The 18,158-nt window shown below is 30.4% G+C and carries 14 protein-coding genes and 1 pseudogene; 4 read left to right on the forward strand and 11 right to left on the reverse strand.

The genetic code is table 11. The annotated features are described in order from the left end of the window. Positions 1-61 precede the first annotated feature (61 nt). The 6 genes from V6137_RS14265 to V6137_RS14290 all read right to left on the reverse strand — a co-directional run bounded on the left by V6137_RS14265 (position 62) and on the right by V6137_RS14290 (position 8,256). Positions 62-1,762, reverse strand: a complete 1,701-nt coding sequence (locus V6137_RS14265; RefSeq protein ID WP_425448626.1) for a hypothetical protein — start codon at positions 1,760-1,762, stop codon at positions 62-64. A gap of 397 nt (positions 1,763-2,159) precedes the next feature. Beyond that, positions 2,160-4,457: a tetratricopeptide repeat protein gene (locus tag V6137_RS14270; RefSeq protein WP_425448627.1), complete on the reverse strand. Its 2,298-nt coding sequence runs from the start codon at positions 4,455-4,457 to the stop codon at positions 2,160-2,162. Further along, positions 4,454-4,747, reverse strand: a complete 294-nt coding sequence (locus V6137_RS14275; RefSeq protein WP_425448628.1) for a hypothetical protein — start codon at positions 4,745-4,747, stop codon at positions 4,454-4,456. Before V6137_RS14275 ends, V6137_RS14270 begins: the two co-directional genes overlap by 4 nt. Continuing rightward, the gene (locus V6137_RS14280) at positions 4,740-5,282 is read right to left on the reverse strand and encodes an RNA polymerase sigma factor (RefSeq protein WP_425448629.1); all 543 of its coding nucleotides are present in this window, start codon (positions 5,280-5,282) and stop codon (positions 4,740-4,742) included. The genes V6137_RS14275 and V6137_RS14280 overlap by 8 nt, the downstream gene beginning before the upstream one ends. 336 nt (positions 5,283-5,618) lie before the next feature. Then, entirely contained in the window at positions 5,619-6,737 is a 1,119-nt protein-coding gene (locus V6137_RS14285) for a PP2C family protein-serine/threonine phosphatase (RefSeq protein WP_425448630.1), read from the reverse strand. Positions 6,738-6,852: 115 nt separating this feature from the next. Continuing rightward, complete coding sequence (locus tag V6137_RS14290; RefSeq protein WP_425448631.1) at positions 6,853-8,256, reverse strand: [Fe-Fe] hydrogenase large subunit C-terminal domain-containing protein; 1,404 nt, start codon at positions 8,254-8,256, stop codon at positions 6,853-6,855. Positions 8,257-8,472: 216 nt separating this feature from the next. Here V6137_RS14290 and V6137_RS14295 point away from each other — a divergent pair. Then, a pseudogene (locus tag V6137_RS14295) lies at positions 8,473-8,862 on the forward strand (redoxin domain-containing protein); the annotation flags it as partial. A 126-nt stretch (positions 8,863-8,988) separates the two neighbouring features. Continuing rightward, entirely contained in the window at positions 8,989-9,279 is a 291-nt protein-coding gene (locus tag V6137_RS14300; protein ID WP_425448632.1) for a hypothetical protein, read from the forward strand. A 2-nt stretch (positions 9,280-9,281) separates the two neighbouring features. On the opposite strand, the gene V6137_RS14305 is transcribed toward V6137_RS14300, so the two are convergent. From V6137_RS14305 to V6137_RS14315, 3 genes are all read right to left on the reverse strand, one after another. Then, on the reverse strand, positions 9,282-9,611 hold the full coding sequence (locus V6137_RS14305) for a PadR family transcriptional regulator (RefSeq protein ID WP_425448633.1): 330 nt from the start codon (positions 9,609-9,611) through the stop codon (positions 9,282-9,284). Between the two features lie 228 nt (positions 9,612-9,839). Beyond that, positions 9,840-11,315, reverse strand: a complete 1,476-nt coding sequence (locus V6137_RS14310; protein ID WP_425448634.1) for a methyl-accepting chemotaxis protein — start codon at positions 11,313-11,315, stop codon at positions 9,840-9,842. A gap of 226 nt (positions 11,316-11,541) precedes the next feature. Beyond that, complete coding sequence (locus V6137_RS14315) at positions 11,542-12,069, reverse strand: cob(I)yrinic acid a,c-diamide adenosyltransferase (RefSeq protein ID WP_425448635.1); 528 nt, start codon at positions 12,067-12,069, stop codon at positions 11,542-11,544. 127 nt (positions 12,070-12,196) lie between these two features. On the opposite strand from V6137_RS14315, the gene V6137_RS14320 reads away from it, so the two are divergent. Then, entirely contained in the window at positions 12,197-13,033 is an 837-nt protein-coding gene (locus V6137_RS14320) for a hypothetical protein (protein ID WP_425448636.1), read from the forward strand. A gap of 202 nt (positions 13,034-13,235) precedes the next feature. Here V6137_RS14320 and V6137_RS14325 read toward each other — a convergent pair whose 3' ends face one another. Next, entirely contained in the window at positions 13,236-14,297 is a 1,062-nt protein-coding gene (locus V6137_RS14325; protein WP_425448637.1) for a 4Fe-4S dicluster domain-containing protein, read from the reverse strand. A 580-nt stretch (positions 14,298-14,877) separates the two neighbouring features. On the opposite strand from V6137_RS14325, the gene hcp reads away from it, so the two are divergent. Further along, positions 14,878-16,515: a hydroxylamine reductase gene (gene hcp, locus V6137_RS14330; protein WP_425448638.1), complete on the forward strand. Its 1,638-nt coding sequence runs from the start codon at positions 14,878-14,880 to the stop codon at positions 16,513-16,515. A gap of 261 nt (positions 16,516-16,776) precedes the next feature. On the opposite strand, the gene V6137_RS14335 is transcribed toward hcp, so the two are convergent. After that, positions 16,777-18,132, reverse strand: coding sequence for a short-chain fatty acid transporter (locus V6137_RS14335; RefSeq protein WP_425448639.1), 1,356 nt, complete (start codon positions 18,130-18,132; stop codon positions 16,777-16,779). Positions 18,133-18,158: the final 26 nt, after the last annotated feature.

Consider the following 18,158-nt stretch of genomic DNA (forward strand, 5'->3'; position numbering starts at 1 on the left):
AGGTTAGACATTATACTTCTTTTCAAAATTAGTTAACATCTTATCTCATATTTATACGACGCTAGTCGCTTTTAAAAATTTTCGGATGAAAGTTTTGGTTTGAATAAATCTTCATGCGATTCCCGTGCCCATCTTCCCTGTCATATTTCCATCCTTTTTTATATAGTTTCGCTAATATTTTAGCCGAATGTATATCCTTTGGATCTTCCTTTAAACTTTTATCATATAACTCTATTGCCTTTTCATAATCCCTTTCTACTAAATATTTGTCTGCCTTTGTAAGTTCCTTCCCCTCTATGTTAATGTAGACTTCTTCATTATTAAATGTTCCCCTGGAGTCTGTTATTATATCTCCTTCCCTGTTATATCCATTTACCTGTACTTTATAATCTCCACTGAAGTATAATGGTGGCAATATAAAATATGGGTTTACACCTAAACTATTTGAAGTCATACCACTTATTAATATGTCTCCGTCCTTTAGCTGTTTATTTAAGTCTATTATGGTTGATTTAGTTTTTATATTATCAGCTACATAATAATTAACCCCTTCTTTTTCTAAATTTAATGAATAATAAGAAATATCACCTCTATCATCTTTCCAATTTATTTCAAATTTATTTTTATCTAATTTTTCTACATTTGCTATTTTAATTCCATCTATCATTTCTATATCACATTTTAATTTTTTATTATTATTAATAATCATAATAGGCTCACCTTTAAATTCAATCTTTTTGTCCTTTACCTTATGCCAATCTAATAAAACACCTATTATATAATTACCGTCAGGAATATTTTTTATGGTATAGTTCCCATCACTATCTGTAACTGCTAAAGCTTTTATATAATCATTAACAAGATTATATTCTCCAAAAGAACAGCTTGATTTATATTCTTCTTCTTTTAGATATACTATTATATTAGACATTCCTTTTCCCTTATAACTTATGTTTCCAGTAACTTCATTTTTATAGTTTTCATGCTTATCCCTCATATCTAAAAAATTTTTTATATTTCTTAACACTGAATCCATATTATCTAAATGTACCACATAGGGATCTTCTATTTTAGGTTTATAATTATAGTTATATTCTTTGCTATAACTGAAATCATCAAAGTTACCTTCTATAAACTTCACATATTGGATAATACCTTCTCTAATATATTTATATTTATCATTTTTATTTATATCCTTTTTTATAATCTGTTGCCCCTCTTTTATCCTATTAGAATTTATATACATAATAGCTAAGTTAAGCTTTCTTATATCATTCAGTTCTTCCTCTATATAGTCTATATTCTCTAGTATATAAATAGCTTTATCACTTTTTCCTCCTAGCCAATTCATTAAGGATACTCCTATTTCATATCTAGCTAATAAATCGTCTTTTTTATAAACATTTTTAATTTTATTATATTCTTCATTTATCCCTTTAAGTTTTTCTATATCTAGTTTAAAGTTACATGTAGTTAATCCCATATATGATATATTAACTTTATCAATTAAAAGATTTGTGGATGTATCCTTTTTTAGTATATTTTCTATCCTTCTATTGGCAGCCCTTAAGCCCCCATCCCTATCTGAAAGTTCATTGGCTATTTTATTATAATAGTCATCTGCCTTATCAGTCCCCTTAACTTTTTCATAAACTATACCTACTGCATACACTATATTGTCATATAGCATATATGCTGTACCTAGTAATATGGTGATAATTATTAATAATATCATCATTTTTTTTGTTCTTATTTTTTTCATGATACACCTCCCACTTATTATATATTGTACTATATATATTGTTTTATTTCTACATTTATCCATTTTGTTGTAGTTTATTATTATTGTAAATTTAGGAATTGATAAGCCTATAATATATGTAACAGTCAATATATTTGTAGGGCTTCAATATATTGAAGCCCTTAGGTCTTCTTCCAGAAGATCTATAATACCAAAGACTGTATTTCTTAATAAACTGTGAGACTACAAATCCACCAGCAACTAAATTTTACTATTATCCTATATTATATGGCTCTAAAAAGGGTCCGAATATATTCAGACCCTATATATAAACTACACATAACCTATATTATCTATTGATATCATTTTGTTATAATCATTTAGTTTTTTATAAAAAATCAACTTTTCCAAACAATAATTAATCATCTCCAAAATTACTACTTATTCTGTACTTACCTAACCGTATCATTATATTCCTTATAGTTTTATTATCTATGCCTTCATAGATCTTTTTATACTCTTTTTCTCTGTCAACTCCATCATTATTACTATTTAGTATAAATATTCCTTTATATAGTTTAGCCAAGCTATCATTATTATTTTCTATATATTCTTTAGCTTCTTTTGGGTAATTATGATTTATTAAATTAAAGAAGTTTTTATATTTGCTCTTATCCATTTTAATATATTCATCTATGGTGTTTCCATACCCTACATCATATATTCTACTATTTTTTTCTTTTGATATTTTTTTCAAGTTCTCTGTATCATTTTTTAAAATATAAAGCATAGCTAAACGTTCTATTGCCCCTTTAGACTCGTTATAATATTTCTTATAGTATTTAAGCGCTGCATTATAATCATATTTATATGCATATGTATCTCCTATATATAAATAATAGTAAGACCTATAATCCTCTAATTTTTTGTACAATGTTATAGCTTCATCATAGTTTCCAAAGCTTAACTCTATATCTGCCAACTTATCTGTTAAGTGTTTAGTTAGCTTATCATTATCCCTTAATATTCTTAAATATTTTCTGGCTTTTTTATAATCCCTTCCTCCTCCTAAATAATAACCACTAGACCTTCTGATACGTTTCCATCCCTCTGTATACAGTGTTGCTAACATTGTAGCAGCATGCATATCCTTTGGATTTTCTTTTAAACTTGCCTTATATAGTTCTATTCCCTTTTCATAGTCCCTATTCATCACACTCTTATCTGCCTCTGTAAGTTCATTGCCTTCTATATAAACAGTAGGGGAATTTTCTTTATTTAGTGTTCCAAAAGAATCTGTCATTCTAGCTTTTTCTTTGGTATATCCCATAATCTCTATCTTATATTCCCCACTACAGTACAGAGGTGGCAACACATAATAAGGATTTAAATCTAGATGACTTGTATATGACCCAAACTTAGATACCTTATCCTCTTTTAGTAACTTATCTAAGTCTACTGTAACAGATTTAAGTTTTGTATGGGTCTCTACATAGTTATGAACTCCCTCTTTACCTAAGCTTACAGAGTAATAAACTATATCATCTCTATTATCTTCCCAACTTACTTTAAACTTATTATTTCCTAAATTCTTCACATCAGTTATCTTAATAATATCTGTAATCTCTATATCATACTTTACCTCTTTATTATTAACCCTTATAACAGGATTTCCATTAAATTTAAATTTTCTGTTCTTTACCCTATTCCAATTTATAATAATTCCCAATATATAGTCACCATCGGGTATATTATTTACAATAAAATTACCATTACTATCTGACACTCCTATAGCTTTTATATGTTCATATGAAAAGGCCTTAGATTTATCTTTGTTATTTAATGCATATATCATTACATTAGATACTGGTTTCCCTTTATATGTTATATTGCCTGTCACTTTATTTTTATAACCTTTATATTCTTCACTTCTATCAATAAAATCACTTACATTTTTTAATACCTCGCTGGCATCTTTTATAGGTGTCATATAAGGGTCTTCTATTTTTAATCTATACATGTGATTATCTTTTTTATTATAGCCAAAATTATCAAAATTCCCCTCCATAAAATTTCCATACTGGATTATATCTTCTCTAACATATTTATATTTATCATTCTTTTTTAAATCCTTTTTAATAAATTCTTTACCTTTTTTAACCTCTCCGGAGTTTATATACATAACAGCTAAATGTAATCTTCTTATCTCTTCTAAATTTCCCCCTGTATAATCCAAATTTTCAAGTATCTCGATAGCTTTATCACTTTCTCCCCCCAGCCAATTCATTAAAGCAACCCCTACCTCATACCTAGCTAACAAACTATCTTTTTTATAAGAGCTTTTAATATTTTCATGCTCTTCATTTATTTTATTAAGGTTTTTGTCACCTAAGATTAAACCCTTTTTAGTTGAGCCTATTTTTGATACTCCCCTTGGTTCTATAATTACTTTATCATTAAAAAAATTTATATCATTATATTTTAATAAACTTTCAACCCTTCTATTGGCAGCCTTGACTCCTCCATCTCTATGGGGAAATTTATCGACTGTTTTTTTATAATATCCATTTGCCCTATCAACATTTCCTAACTTTTCATTTATAACACCTATCCCATACAATCCATCATCCCTTAATGAATATGCAAGGCTCCCTAACATTATTATAGCTATTGATAATATTAATATGGTTTTTACTTTTATTTTTATATATTTCATTCCTTAACCTTCACCCCTAACTTTATAAGTTCCATCTTCCCTCTAGATATATCTTTACTATCTATACTAAAAGTAGGGTATACTGTATATGCTGTAACGATAAAAAATACTAGTATTGTTGCTACTGCAGCTTTTACGGGGATCTTTACCTCATAATCTAAAAGCTTTTTAATAAAATTCTCTTTTTCCTTTAATTTTTTAATAACTTCATCTTCTTTACTGAAAGTTATATGATTTAATTCATTATCTATTTTTTTCTTTATAATTTTTTTCATTTTATTCTCATTCATTAAACCCCTCCTTAGATAATATATCCTTTAACATACTTCTAGCTCTACTTAATTTACTTTTTATAGTTCCTTTTTTATCACCAGTAACTTCAGCTATCTTCTCTATAGACATATCTTCATAATAATATAGTAATAACACTTCCCTATATTTAAACTTTAATTTCCCTATACTCTTATCTATGGTTAGTTTATCTATACTCTTTTCAGTCCAATCTCTATAATCCCCTCCCTCAAACCATTTATCAACTAAGGTGATTCGTTTAAACCAATTCTTCCTTAATTTCTGTCTACATTGGTTTATAGCTATCTTATAAACATATGTATATAATGAAGATTTTCCCTCAAATTTGTCTATATCTTTTATTATCTTTATAAATGTCTCTTGAACTATTTCCTCTGCAATATTTATATCTTTCATAACCATATATGCAACCTTCATTAATCGGTCCTTATAGATATTCATAAACTCTTTTATCATGTGTTCATCCTTTAACTTAAGCCCCTTAATTATCTCCATTTCATTTATGTCAATCACCCCTTTTGAATCTCAAGTATAGCTATACTTTATTCCTTATCTACTAATATAGATGCAATAAATCCCTATTAGGTTGCAAAAAATAGAAAATAGCTGGAATTTTATCCAGCTAAATCTCATCTTAAAGTACATTTAAATAAAGTAATCACAAATGGTAGCCATCCCGCAGGATTTGTGAAAATATAGAATAAGGGAGAAAATCGTTTAGAATTCCACTGTCTGAGCATAGCGAGTTTGGAATTCTGTTTTCGACCGTTTCTCTATATTTTCCAAATCCGAGGACTGGCGGACATTTGTGATTACTTTATCGATACTCCATGCTAAAATTTTATCCAGCTACTCCTTAACTTCTATTGTAAATATGGCTAAATCATCATCATGTTCTCCATATATAAACTCATCAACATAGCTTTTTATGTTGTCTATTATATCCCCATCATCTTTCTTAACTATATCTAATAATCTCTCTATGCCAAACTGTTCATTATCTCTATTTCTACATTCTATTATTCCATCTGTATAAAATAGAAGTTTATCATTTTTATTTAACTTTGCTATCTTTTCATCATAACTAACACTATCAAATAAGTATGATATGGGATATCCCCTTGTTTCTAGTAGCTCTACTTTATTTTTATTAAATAAAATAGGTATACTATTATGTCCTCCATTAACGTATTTAAGTGTATTATCCCTTTTATCTAGAACTCCATAAAATATAGTAAAATACTTATCATATTCTAATTTTAAGTCTAGGAATTCTTTATGAAGTTTTTCAAGGGTTTCACTTGGAGATAAGGTATCCTTTTTAATTACCTTCATAGTTTGTTTAACAAACATTGTCATCATTGATGCAGTAACCCCATGGCCAACAACATCAGCTATATAAAATCCTATATGATTATCATCTATATGGAATATATCAAATATGTCTCCACTTAACATTTCACATGGCTTGTACATATAATCTACTTCAATATTGTCATAGACACCCTTTTTAGGCAGTACCCTTTTCTGTAACGTTCTAGCAAAGGATAAATCCTTATTCATTTTTTTATTTTTCTTTTTAAGTTCCTTCTCCAATTTTCTTTCCTTAGTAACATCTCTAAAAACCTCAACTGCTGCATAGTTATTCCCTTCTAAGTCTTTAACTGGAGAACTTTTAACTGCAAAGATTCTATCCCCTATATGTTCTTCTTTTTCAGATATTATACCAGTAGATATAGTAGTTTGGGTTATACATCTGTCACAGGCTTTACATTTACCTAAAACCCTATAACATCTTCGCCCTATAATATCATTTCCTAATGCCTCTTTCATAGGCTGATTTGCATATATGACCACTCCAGAGTTATCAATAACCCTAACCCAGTCTACCATGCCATCTAATATATCAAAATTAAGTCTTGCGTGATTCTTTATCTTTCCTTCTAATATTGCTTTTTCATTTAACATAATTGCCCCCTTTTAGAGCCCTCTAAAAGTTAACTATATACAAATAACTGTTCTCTTTACCCAATTATATCATATATAATTACTATCTTATGTTAATTTTTTGTGATTGTTCCCTTTATTTTTTCATACTTCTCTGTCTTTTAAGAATATTATGTACTTTATTATCCTTTAAAATATTCTCTATATGGTTAAGTCCCAATTGCTTTAGTATTTTTATTGCGTTCATATTATCAAAGGGAGTCATAATAAGGGAGTCTTCCCCAAATTCATTTACTAATTTAGTTGCCTTTTCCACTTCTATATTTGTTCTTGGCCCCCCTACACAACCACCTTTACATCCCATTCCTTCTATAAAATTAGCATCTATTTTTCCGTCAATCAAATCATCTAATAAGTTTTTACAATCAACAACACCATCAACTTTCTTTGATTTGAATTTGATAAGTCTTCTTGGTGCTATCCTATTTACAACAGTCTTTACTGAAAAGCTAACACCACCTGTCCTTGCATATACTCTACCCCCGAAGGATGCTTGATCCTTTTCATCTTTTGGGAGATCTTTTAAGTCTATATCAATAGCTTTAAATATTTCATCAAGTTCCCTATATGTTAGTACAAAATCTATATCTCCATTTAGTTCTTCATCCTTGGCTTCTGCCTTCTTTGCTATGCAAGGAGATATAAAGACTACTTTTATCTCTCTATCATATAATTCCTTCATTACCCTTCCTGAAGCTATCATTGGGGATACTGATGGTGACATATGTTCAAAAAGATCAGGATAATGCTTTTTAACTAAGTTAATCCAGACAGGACAACAGCAACTGGTTAAAAAGAAATCATCTTTATCCTTAACCAGATTATCAAATTCAAAGGCTTCCTTCATGGTTAATATATCTGCAAATAATGCCACCTCTATCATGTCCTTAAATCCCATAAGTTTAAGGGCCGACCTTATTTGCCCCATGGATATATCATCTCCAAATTGACCAACTATAGATGGTGCAACAGCGGCATAAACATCGGTATCTTTATCCTTTAACATCTCTATAACAGGTATGAATTCTATTTTATCCGCTATGGCTCCAAAGGAACAGCTTGATACACATTTCCCACAGCTTAGACACTTATTATTTTCTATTATAGGTCCCTTATTTCTTTTATATACATGGGCTTCATATTTGCAGGAGTTATAGCAGTCATTATCTTCTATATTTTCTCCACAGTATTCACAAACCCCTTCTACTTTAGTAACAATAGGCTCTTTCACTCGATTTAGTTTAGTGGCTATATTATATTCATTAAAAAATTCTTCTTCTCCGTTTGGATCAAGTCCTAAAGCTACCCTTATATGATCAGCTATAAACTGTTTATCCTCATCTTTAAATCCATACTTAAATTTTATATCATTAACTAGCTCATTTAAGTCTCCATTAAAATCATTATTCCATGCCCGCTTTACAAGTTCCCTAAAGATTAACATTCTCTTATCTTGAAAGTTATCAAATCTATTATCCACACTATCACCTCTTTTTTGTATTTTTCCCTAATATATTTTATAGAATACATAGGATTTACTCTAGTTAATACATTATATAATTTATACCATTCTTTGATAAATTTTAATCATAGTATCATTAATGATTTCTATAATATTATGTATTTTAAGTGCATGTATTCCTAATAATAACAAAGAGAGTATTTTTTCTAAATAACATTTTGGAGGTGTACACACATGATTAAAATTGGTGAACCGGCACCGGAGTTTACATTGCCTAGTACAGATGATAAAGATATTTCATTAAGTGAATTGCGGGGTAAATGGGTAGTTCTTTTCTTTTATCCTTTAGACTTTACCCCTGTCTGAAGCACCGAGGTTCCTGAATTTAACCGTAGGTTAAAAGAGTTTGAAAAGTTAAATGCTGTAGTCTTAGGAGTTAATACCGATAGCATCCCTACCCATAAAGCATGGATAGAAAGTTTAGGGGGCATAGACTATCCTCTACTTGCTGACTATGATAAAAGGGTAACTAAAGACTATGGTGTTTTTTATGATCAGGGGGGAGGAATAGCCCTAAGGGGAACTTTCTTAATCGACCCCGATGGTAATCTGCAACAATACTCTATTAATAATACCGATGTGGGTAGAAGTATAGATGAAGTAGTAAGATTGGTTAAAGCATTACAAATGGGTGGAGCTTGTCCTGTTAATTGGGAAGAGGGGCAGGATACTCTATAGACTTGATTTTAGTTGGGGGATTACGAATCCCCCAACAACAAAACATATGAACTCCCAACAACAAAATATATAAATCTCTCAACAACAAAATATATAAATCTCTCAACCTCAAAATATATAAATCTCTCAACCTCAAAATATATAATTCTCTCAACCTCAAAATATATAAATCTTTCAACCTCAAAATATGTAATTCTTTCAACCTCAAAATATATAATTCTTTTAACCTCAAAATATATAATTCTTTTAACAGCCCTTTATTATGAACCTAACACCAGTATACTTCCATTTATATTTTACTAATTTTATTTCACAATATGTTCTGTTCTTTGTTTAAATATTTCCCAAGCTTCTAATTGTTTTTTTAATTTTTCTTTTCCCAGTTTAGTTATTTTATAATATTTTTTTGGCATATTCCCTTCTTCATTCGTACTCCAATAATTCTCTATTAATTTATCCTCTTCAAGTTTATATAATAAAGGATATAATGAACCTTCACTTAACTTATAATACCCTTTACTTATATTATCCAATGTATTTAAAAGTTTAGAACCATAGGTTTCTTTGTCATTAAGTAGTTTCAATATAATGGTTTTTAATATTACATCTTTTAACTTCACATCTATTTCCCCCAAATAACCCCTCCCATTTATTATTATTAAATAGATATTCCATTAAGATTATTTTTATACGTCATATCTGAAAACAAAGGACTTGCTTTATTATGTAGAAGTTCCAAATTCAAAGTTAAGGGTTTTATATGGAGTTAAAACCCCACTTTATTAATATTGAGTGTTTTATGGTTTAAAAATAGGGTCTAGGCATGCCTAGACCCTACATACATATTATAACCCTACTTATTTTTAAGATATCATATCTTTTAAATCTTTATTTAATTTTTCAAGGGTCTTGAAGCTATCCACAATATCTGAAATCCTTTCATCTTGATCTGTTATACTGGCTAATACCTCTTCAACGGAGGCAGCATGCTCCTCTGTTAAACTTGATATAGACGATATTTCATCTGTTATAAATTTAGATGTCTTACTTATATCTTTAGCTATATTTTCTACTTTATTTGCCTTGGTAAGTACATTGTTTGCATTATTCATAACTTTATCAAATACTTCTTCCACTTTGTTTGACGCATTTTTACTAACTGCTATTTCATCCTGTACATTTGCAACTTGTCCTGTTACCTCCTGAGTTTTATCTTGAATTTGTACTAATATTTCTGATATTTTTTCAGTAGATTTATGGGAGTCATCGGCCAATTTCCTAATCTCTTCTGCAACAACCGCAAATCCTTTTCCTTCTTCCCCAGCTCTAGCTGCTTCAATGGCAGCATTAAGGGCAAGTAGTCCAGTTTGCTCCGATATACTATTTATTGTTTGTAGTATACTCCCTATTTGATTTGATCTGTCATTTAGTTCGTTTATTAAGATAACAGTATTGTTTATATCATCCCTTGCCCTTTCCATCTTAGTAGATAGGTCTACAATCTTGCTATTACCTTCCTTTGTTATTATAGATGTATCATCGGAAATTTCCTTCATATCAATAGATGCTTTTCTAAGAAATTCTATGGCCTCATTACTATTATTCATAGAATAGCTTATGTCATTTATACTTTTAGTTTCTGATTCTATCCCAGAAGCAATTTGTGAAAATGAATTAGTAACTTCTCTAGAAATATCTCCAGTTATATCTATATTCTCCTTTAATTCATCTCCAAATTCATTTAAAGTCTTTATACTATTTTTCAACTGTGACAATACATTATCAACCTTTTCCTTTGATTCTTTCATTCTATTATGTCCCTCTTGTTCCTTTTTCATAATTCTATGACTAAATCTACTTTGGAATGTTAATAACCCACTAACTAAAATTATATACATGATAAGGGTTATTAAACCACCGGTATTACTATAGTTAAAAAACATCTCCTGTCCATATTGTAAATACCAATATATGGTTAATCCTATAGATAGTATGCAAGATATGATATTTGAAATATGATCTTGATAAAGGGATATCATAACTAAATTGAAATAAAGCATAATATAATATCCAAATCTATGGGACTCAGAAGCCATAATAAAGGTTAATACAAATAAAATTATGATTACTAAATATTTGATATGTTTTATAAATGTATTTTTAATAACTAATACAGTTATTATAATAGCAGGTATAAGACTGGAACCTATTAATATAAGTAAAAATTTAGTGTTTGAATTAGAGTTAAATACATTGCTTAGAATCCCTAGAATTATTGAAACCCACATTAGTTTAACTAGTAACTTGTTTCTTTTCTGTATAAATTGATTATCTCCCATTTTAATCCCTCCATTTATAATATTCCCATACCAAACATATTTCTACATATTTTTTTATTTTCCTTTTTTTTTCTGAAAATTATAATAAAACAAGGAAGCCTTCGGCTTTTCCTTTGTTGGTGCAGAGTGCAAGGAGCAAGGTGAAGGGATAAAAAAATACGCCTACTTGTAGTAACAGTTTTATTATTTTAACTGTCTACTACAAGTAAGCATATTTCAATACTAATTACTTAAATTCTACTTCCTCAAGACTAGTTTCTGAATATCTAGCTAATGTATACAAAAGGTCTGATAGTCTATTTACATATTTAATTAAAAACTGATTTGTATCCTCTTCTCTTGCTAATGATATTATTCTTCTTTCTGCCCTTCTACAAATGGTTCTAGCCACATGTAAAAATCCTGCTGCTTTACTTGTACCTGGAATAATAAATCTATTTGGTTCAGTTACCTTATCCATATACTCATCTATCATATCTTCTAAGAACAGTATATCCTCATCATTTACATTTGTTGGCCTTTTTTCAGGATCTGATGTGGCAAGTTGGGCTCCAATATCAAATAATTTTCTTTGTATCTTATGAATCAACTCATATACTTTATCATCATCAACAAAATTTTTAGCTAATCCCATTTGGGAATTTAATTCATCTATGGTTCCATATGATTCTACCCTTAAATCATCTTTAAACACTCTTTTTCTATCAAAAAGACTTGTTTTACCCTTATCTCCTGTTTTAGTATAAATAGCCATTATAATCACCTCTATAATATATTGATATATATTTTATACCCAATTTATAAAACTATATACAATATTTCTTAATTTTCAGTTTATTTTTTGATAGAATATAAATAGTACATTTAATTGGAGGGGTAATATGAAAAAAAAGCTTATTATTATACCAAGTATATTTATTTTTATTCTAATTTTTTTCTTTTCACCATTATATCCAATGGTAAAGAGTTACGGGATAATGTATCCCTATAGTTTTAAACATAAAACCGACAGCATACTATATAAAAAAGATATAGACCTTAATATAAAAGGAGGATTATATACAGAAAAAAAGGATTGGTACCCATTTGTTATGACCTATACAGCCAGTGATGATTTTTCAAAATATACAGGAAGGGATTTTGATCTTACTGTTCTATACAATTTTGGTCATTTCAAATTGAAAGATGAAGCATCATCCTTCTATGACCCAACTTCTCCATATTTCAGTAGTTTCTATGGTGGATATGTTATACAAAATAAAAAGAACCCCAACGATAAATTTGGATTCTTAGAAAATGGAGACTTGGATATAAATGATATATCTAATCTAACAGAATTTGATCAAAACTATTTAGTATTATCTTCTATTGGATGTCCTAAAGAAGAAAGAATATTTGAAATAGATGCCGTTAACATAATAGAAGATGTAGATTATATGAAACTTAGTGGTTGGACTAAAGTTAATGCAAATATAAAAACAAACAGCCCCATGCATAAGTTTAGAGATGATCAAAGGGGTTATATTCAATATGGAAAGCCTATATCACGATTTTATGACGGAAAAGATTTTCCGGTTATAGACCTAAAGGGGAGAATATATGCAAAATATATTGATGAATATAAAATCACCGTTGTAATGTTTATAGTCTCTCCAAGTTTAGATACAATAAATGAATGTGATGATGAGATATTATCCCATTCTACCATTAATAATTGACAGTGGACAGTTGACAATTGACAATTTAAGGTGTAAATCGGCTGAAGCCGATTTGATATATAATATTTTATGACCAAAGGGAATAAAATCACCTTAAACTCTCCACTCTCCCCTCTCAATTCTCCTCTAAAACAAAGGTAGCTCCAAATAAATTGGGAGCTACCTTTGTTTTGACTATTAACTATTATCTATTAACTATTAACTACTCAAGCCACTTAGGTGGCTTCTTTATATAGGGCCTTATACCATGTTTTTTATCATGTTCTTTTAAAACTTGATCTATTTTTTCTTTATCATTCTTTATACTTTCTATAGTTTCAGCCTCTATTCCTTGACTAAAGGGGCAACTGCTTATACATATGCCACAGTCTGTGCCTAGACTCCGCCACATTTTATAACAATCTTCTTGTTTGATTTGCCATCTGTTTATGCCATCTATCTCTTCTTTGTCTCCACTGGGTATAGCCTTCCCTGGACATGTTCTAACACACCTTTTACAAATCCTACAAAACTCTTCTAGTCCAAAATCCTCTTTACTATCAGTAATAAGGGGAAGTTCTGTTGTAACTACTCCCAGTCTAACCCTAGATCCATAGTCTTTAGTTATTAGTATTCCATTTCTACCTATATCTCCTATACCAGCGTCTCTAGCCATAAGGGGAGCTACCACTAGATAATTGGCATCCATATGATTTCTTGCATCGTATCCAAGTTCTCTAATATAGTAAGAAATCTGCATTCCAATAATGGCAGCCTCCACATAGGCCCTTGATGTTTCTATAACCTCCGATACTTGGGGGGATCTATTTATCATTCCTTTATCCATCTCTACGGCAAAAACTATACCATATGGATGCTTAGGCTGCACTTCTTCCCCATATACATTTTCATGCCTTCCTCTATGACTATAGTAATGATAATCCTCCATTTTAGTTATTCCAACTTTTACTGCTCCATAGTGTTTAGTAAGTCCTTTTATTCTTTTAGACATAACTTCACTATCGATCTCTACCCTATTGGGATTTATATCACCTTCACTATATTTCATAATATCTGCTAGAAATTTAAAGTTAGATGAGGCTATAGGAGAGTTTATCTCATCATATGTTGCTGTGCCCTCGCCACATATTTCTGGTCTATTTCGTATGTCATCATCTATCTTCTCTTTATCTTTATTTCTACTATAATAATCATTATATTCTTTAGTACCTTTTTTATAATTCATCCTTGCAAACATAGTATCCCGTTCATCTATTCTTTTCACGTAATCACACCTTTTTAAACTCTAAAACTTTTATTAACAGAAAATTAATTCTCCTCCACCGTTAGCAGTTGACATTTATTAATTGTTAACTACATCTTACTAAAGCTATTAACAGATATATAGTATCACAGTTTATATTATATAACAATGGGATTGTAAATTTTTGGCTAATTTTGTCAAACTAATTGTTTCATATATATTTATAGGGGTATTGTATATAATATTCTGGGTAAAATTAGGCCTATTTTTCAGAATTGTTTGAACTACTTTAGTGATTATACCTATTATGTGATACATCTCACATATGGCTTTGATGCTAGTCACTGTTTTAGTTAAATTTATCCTATAGAATTGTAGATAGATGAGAAACACAGAAGTTGGGGGATTGCGAATCCCCCAACAACTAAATCAGGAATTGGGAATTACTCAGCCACTAAAGCAGGGATTACGAATCTCTTAGCAGCTAGATCAGAAATTGGGAATTACTCAGGGACTAAATGAGAGCTTATCAATACTCATCAATTAAATGCTAAAAATTAAACTTTAAATATATAAGATTTAAAAAGGGAGGAATTTAGTTATGTTTTGTTATCAATGTCAAGAGGCAGCAAAGGGAAAAGGATGTACAGTAAGGGGTGTATGTGGTAAAACTAATGATGTAGCAAATCTACAGGACTTACTTATATATACTCAAAAGGGGATTGCTTTTTATAACTTAAAGGCTAAAGAATTAGGTCTTAATACTAAAGAAGCAGATAAGTTTATTATAACTAGTTTATTTATGACTATAACAAATGCTAACTTTGATAAAGAGGCATTCGTAAAAAGAATCAAAGAGTCACTTTCATTAAGGGATAAAATAAAAGAAAACATAGTTAAAGCGGATGGCAATATAGATCATATAAAACATGATAGCGCATTATGGTTTGCAGATTCAGTTGAGGCATTTGAAGAAAAGGCTAAATTAGTTGGTGTTTTATCAACGGAAAATGAAGATGTGAGATCATTAAGGGAGTTAATAACTTATGGAATAAAAGGTTTAGCTGCCTATGCAGAACATGCTATTAACCTAGATCATGAAGATGAAGATATATATAACTTCATATCAGAAGCTTTAGTTCAAACCACAGACGATTCATTAAGTGCCGATGATTTAGTCGCCCTTACTTTAAAGACTGGAGAATATGGTGTTAAAACTATGGCACTTCTTGATAAGGCTAATACTTCAACATATGGTAACCCTGAAGTTACTAAGGTTAATATAGGGGTAAGAAATAATCCTGCTATATTAATAAGTGGTCACGACTTAAAGGATATGGAGCAATTATTAGAACAGACTGAAGGAACTGGGGTAGATGTTTATACCCACAGTGAAATGTTACCTGCAAACTACTACCCAGCATTTAAAAAATATGATCACTTCGTAGGTAACTATGGTAACTCATGGTGGAAACAAAATGAAGAGTTTGAGAAGTTTAACGGTCCTATATTAATGACTACAAACTGTTTAGTACCTCCAAAGGATGGATATAAAGATAGAGTTTATATGACAGGAGCAGTTGGATTTGAAGGACTTAAGCGTATAGAGGCCGATGAAAATGGAAAAAAAGATTTCTCAGAAATAATAGAACATGCCAAAAAATGTGAAGCACCTACAGAGATTGAGAAAGGTGAAATAGTTGGTGGATTTGCCCACAATACAGTTATAAGCCTTGCTGATAAAGTTGTAGATGCAGTAAAATCAGGAGCTATAAAGCAGTTCTTTGTAATGGCTGGATGTGACGGAAGAATGAAAGATAGAAACTATTACACAGAGTTTGCTAAGGAACTACCAAATGATACTGTTATCCTTACAGCAGGATGTGCTAAATATAGATATAATAAGTTAGATCTAGGAGATATCGGTGGTATTCCTAGAGTATTAGATGCAGGTCAATGTAATGACTCATACTCATTAGCTGTTATAGCCCTTAAATTAAAAGAAGTATTTGAACTAAATGATATAAACGAACTTCCTATATCATACAATATAGCTTGGTATGAGCAAAAAGCTGTAATAGTATTACTTGCTTTATTATCCCTTGGTGTTAAAAATATCCACCTTGGACCAACACTACCGGCATTCCTATCACCAAATGTGGCCAATGTATTAGTTGAAAACTTTGGTATAGGTGGAGTAACAAATGTTCAAGATGATATGAAAATGTTCTTAGGATAATAGCAAAGGGGGCCCTAGGGCCCCTTTCGAATTGTAAATTTTAAGTTTTAAATTGTAAATTAAAAGGAAAATCAAGGTCCAAGACTTTAAGGGATCACATGTGAAAAATTATCTTTATTGCATTTACATTTAGTTCATATTTTCATCACATTTGCATGCTATTATATTCATATAGAGAAACTTAAGTCCCCCATTTAAACCTCCATTTATATAAAAAGACTTTACAAATATCATATTTGTAAAGTCTTTCGTGCTTTATAACTAAAATATTAGGAATCCTGCCACTATTATAAGTCCACCTATCAATAAATCCATAACGCAAAATCCCATTATGTCCCTAGCATTTAATCCTGCTATGCCTAGGGCTGGTAGTGCCCAAAATGGTTGTATCATATTGGTCCATGCATCTCCCCATGATATAGCCATGGCTGTTTTAGCTGCTGAAACTTGTAAATCTAAACCAGCTGGCATCATAATAGGTGCTTGAACTGCCCATTGTCCTCCCCCTGAAGGAACAAAGAAATTTACTATCCCAGCACTTAAAAATGAAAATACAGGTAAAGTGGTTTGATTTGAAATACTTACAAAACCATTTGATATAACACCTGCTAGACATTTTCCTGTTTCTGGATTTATTCCCTTCATCATTCCCATAATACCTGCATAAAAGGGAAATTGAAGTACTATTCCAGATGTCCCCTTAACTGCATTAAAAACTGCCTCTATATATCTTTTCGGTGTTCCATGTAGTATTATCCCTACAAATAAAAATATAAAGTTAACAAAGTTTAAGGTTAGTTTGAAACCATTATCCTTAAAGTAAAGCACTATGGCCATTACACCCATTATAGATAATAGTATCGTGAATACTCTACTGTTTTCCATCTTTTCTGCTGGCGTCATAGCTTTAGTAGCCGTTAGCTCTTCCTTTGCCTCTTGCTCTAATAATTCTGGATCTATAGATATAGTATCCTCTTTTTTAGGATGCATTGCCCTATTTATAAGGGGGATAATTATAAGTATTGCCACCACTATAAAAATATTTAATGGTGAAAATATGGTTTCTGTTGTAGGAATGGCTTCTGTTACAGCATTCATTGTTTCATTGGCTAGTTTATCCCCACCTGATGCAAGTTTTAAAGGTATGGACCCTGAAAAACCTCCATGCCAAACTAAAAAACCAGAATAAGCAGAGGCTATAAGTAGTCTATAGTCAACCCCTTTTACCTTTTTAGCAATCTCTTTAGCAAATAATGCTCCAATAATTAATCCAAATCCCCAGTTAATCCAACATGCTATTATGCCAACCAATGTTACTAGATATATGGCTTGAGTAGGCTTTTTAGGTATACTTGCCAGTTTTCCTAAGCCTTTTTTAAATACTGGAGCTGTAGCCATGGCATTACCAGTTACAAGTACTAATACCATCTGCATGGAAAATCCCAACAACTCCCAAAACCCATTGTTCCAATGACCTATCATATCTGTTAATCCTTGTCCTGTTACAAATATCCCTAAAAGTAAAACAATAAAGGTTAAAATAACAGCAAATAAAAAGGCATCTGGCAGAAATCTCTGGACCACTGCCACACAACCATTGGTAATTTTTTTAAACATTCTTATTCCCCCTTATGTATTTTGTG

The sequence above is a fragment of the Dethiothermospora halolimnae genome (assembly GCF_037577855.1).
Lineage (GTDB): Bacteria > Bacillota > Clostridia > Tissierellales > VENL01 > Dethiothermospora > Dethiothermospora halolimnae.

What these genes read in the sequence shown, in the direction of transcription:
- V6137_RS14265 (WP_425448626.1), bottom strand. Translation starts at nt 1,762, where the DNA reads ATGAAAAAAATAAGAACAAAAAAAATGATGATATTATTAATAATTATC.
- V6137_RS14270 (WP_425448627.1), bottom strand. Translation starts at nt 4,457, where the DNA reads ATGAAATATATAAAAATAAAAGTAAAAACCATATTAATATTATCAATA.
- V6137_RS14275 (WP_425448628.1), bottom strand. Translation starts at nt 4,747, where the DNA reads ATGAATGAGAATAAAATGAAAAAAATTATAAAGAAAAAAATAGATAAT.
- V6137_RS14285 (WP_425448630.1), bottom strand. Translation starts at nt 6,737, where the DNA reads ATGTTAAATGAAAAAGCAATATTAGAAGGAAAGATAAAGAATCACGCA.
- V6137_RS14310 (WP_425448634.1), bottom strand. Translation starts at nt 11,315, where the DNA reads ATGGGAGATAATCAATTTATACAGAAAAGAAACAAGTTACTAGTTAAA.
- V6137_RS14315 (WP_425448635.1), bottom strand. Translation starts at nt 12,069, where the DNA reads ATGGCTATTTATACTAAAACAGGAGATAAGGGTAAAACAAGTCTTTTT.
- V6137_RS14320 (WP_425448636.1), top strand. Translation starts at nt 12,197, where the DNA reads ATGAAAAAAAAGCTTATTATTATACCAAGTATATTTATTTTTATTCTA.
- hcp (WP_425448638.1), top strand. Translation starts at nt 14,878, where the DNA reads ATGTTTTGTTATCAATGTCAAGAGGCAGCAAAGGGAAAAGGATGTACA.
- V6137_RS14335 (WP_425448639.1), bottom strand. Translation starts at nt 18,132, where the DNA reads ATGTTTAAAAAAATTACCAATGGTTGTGTGGCAGTGGTCCAGAGATTT.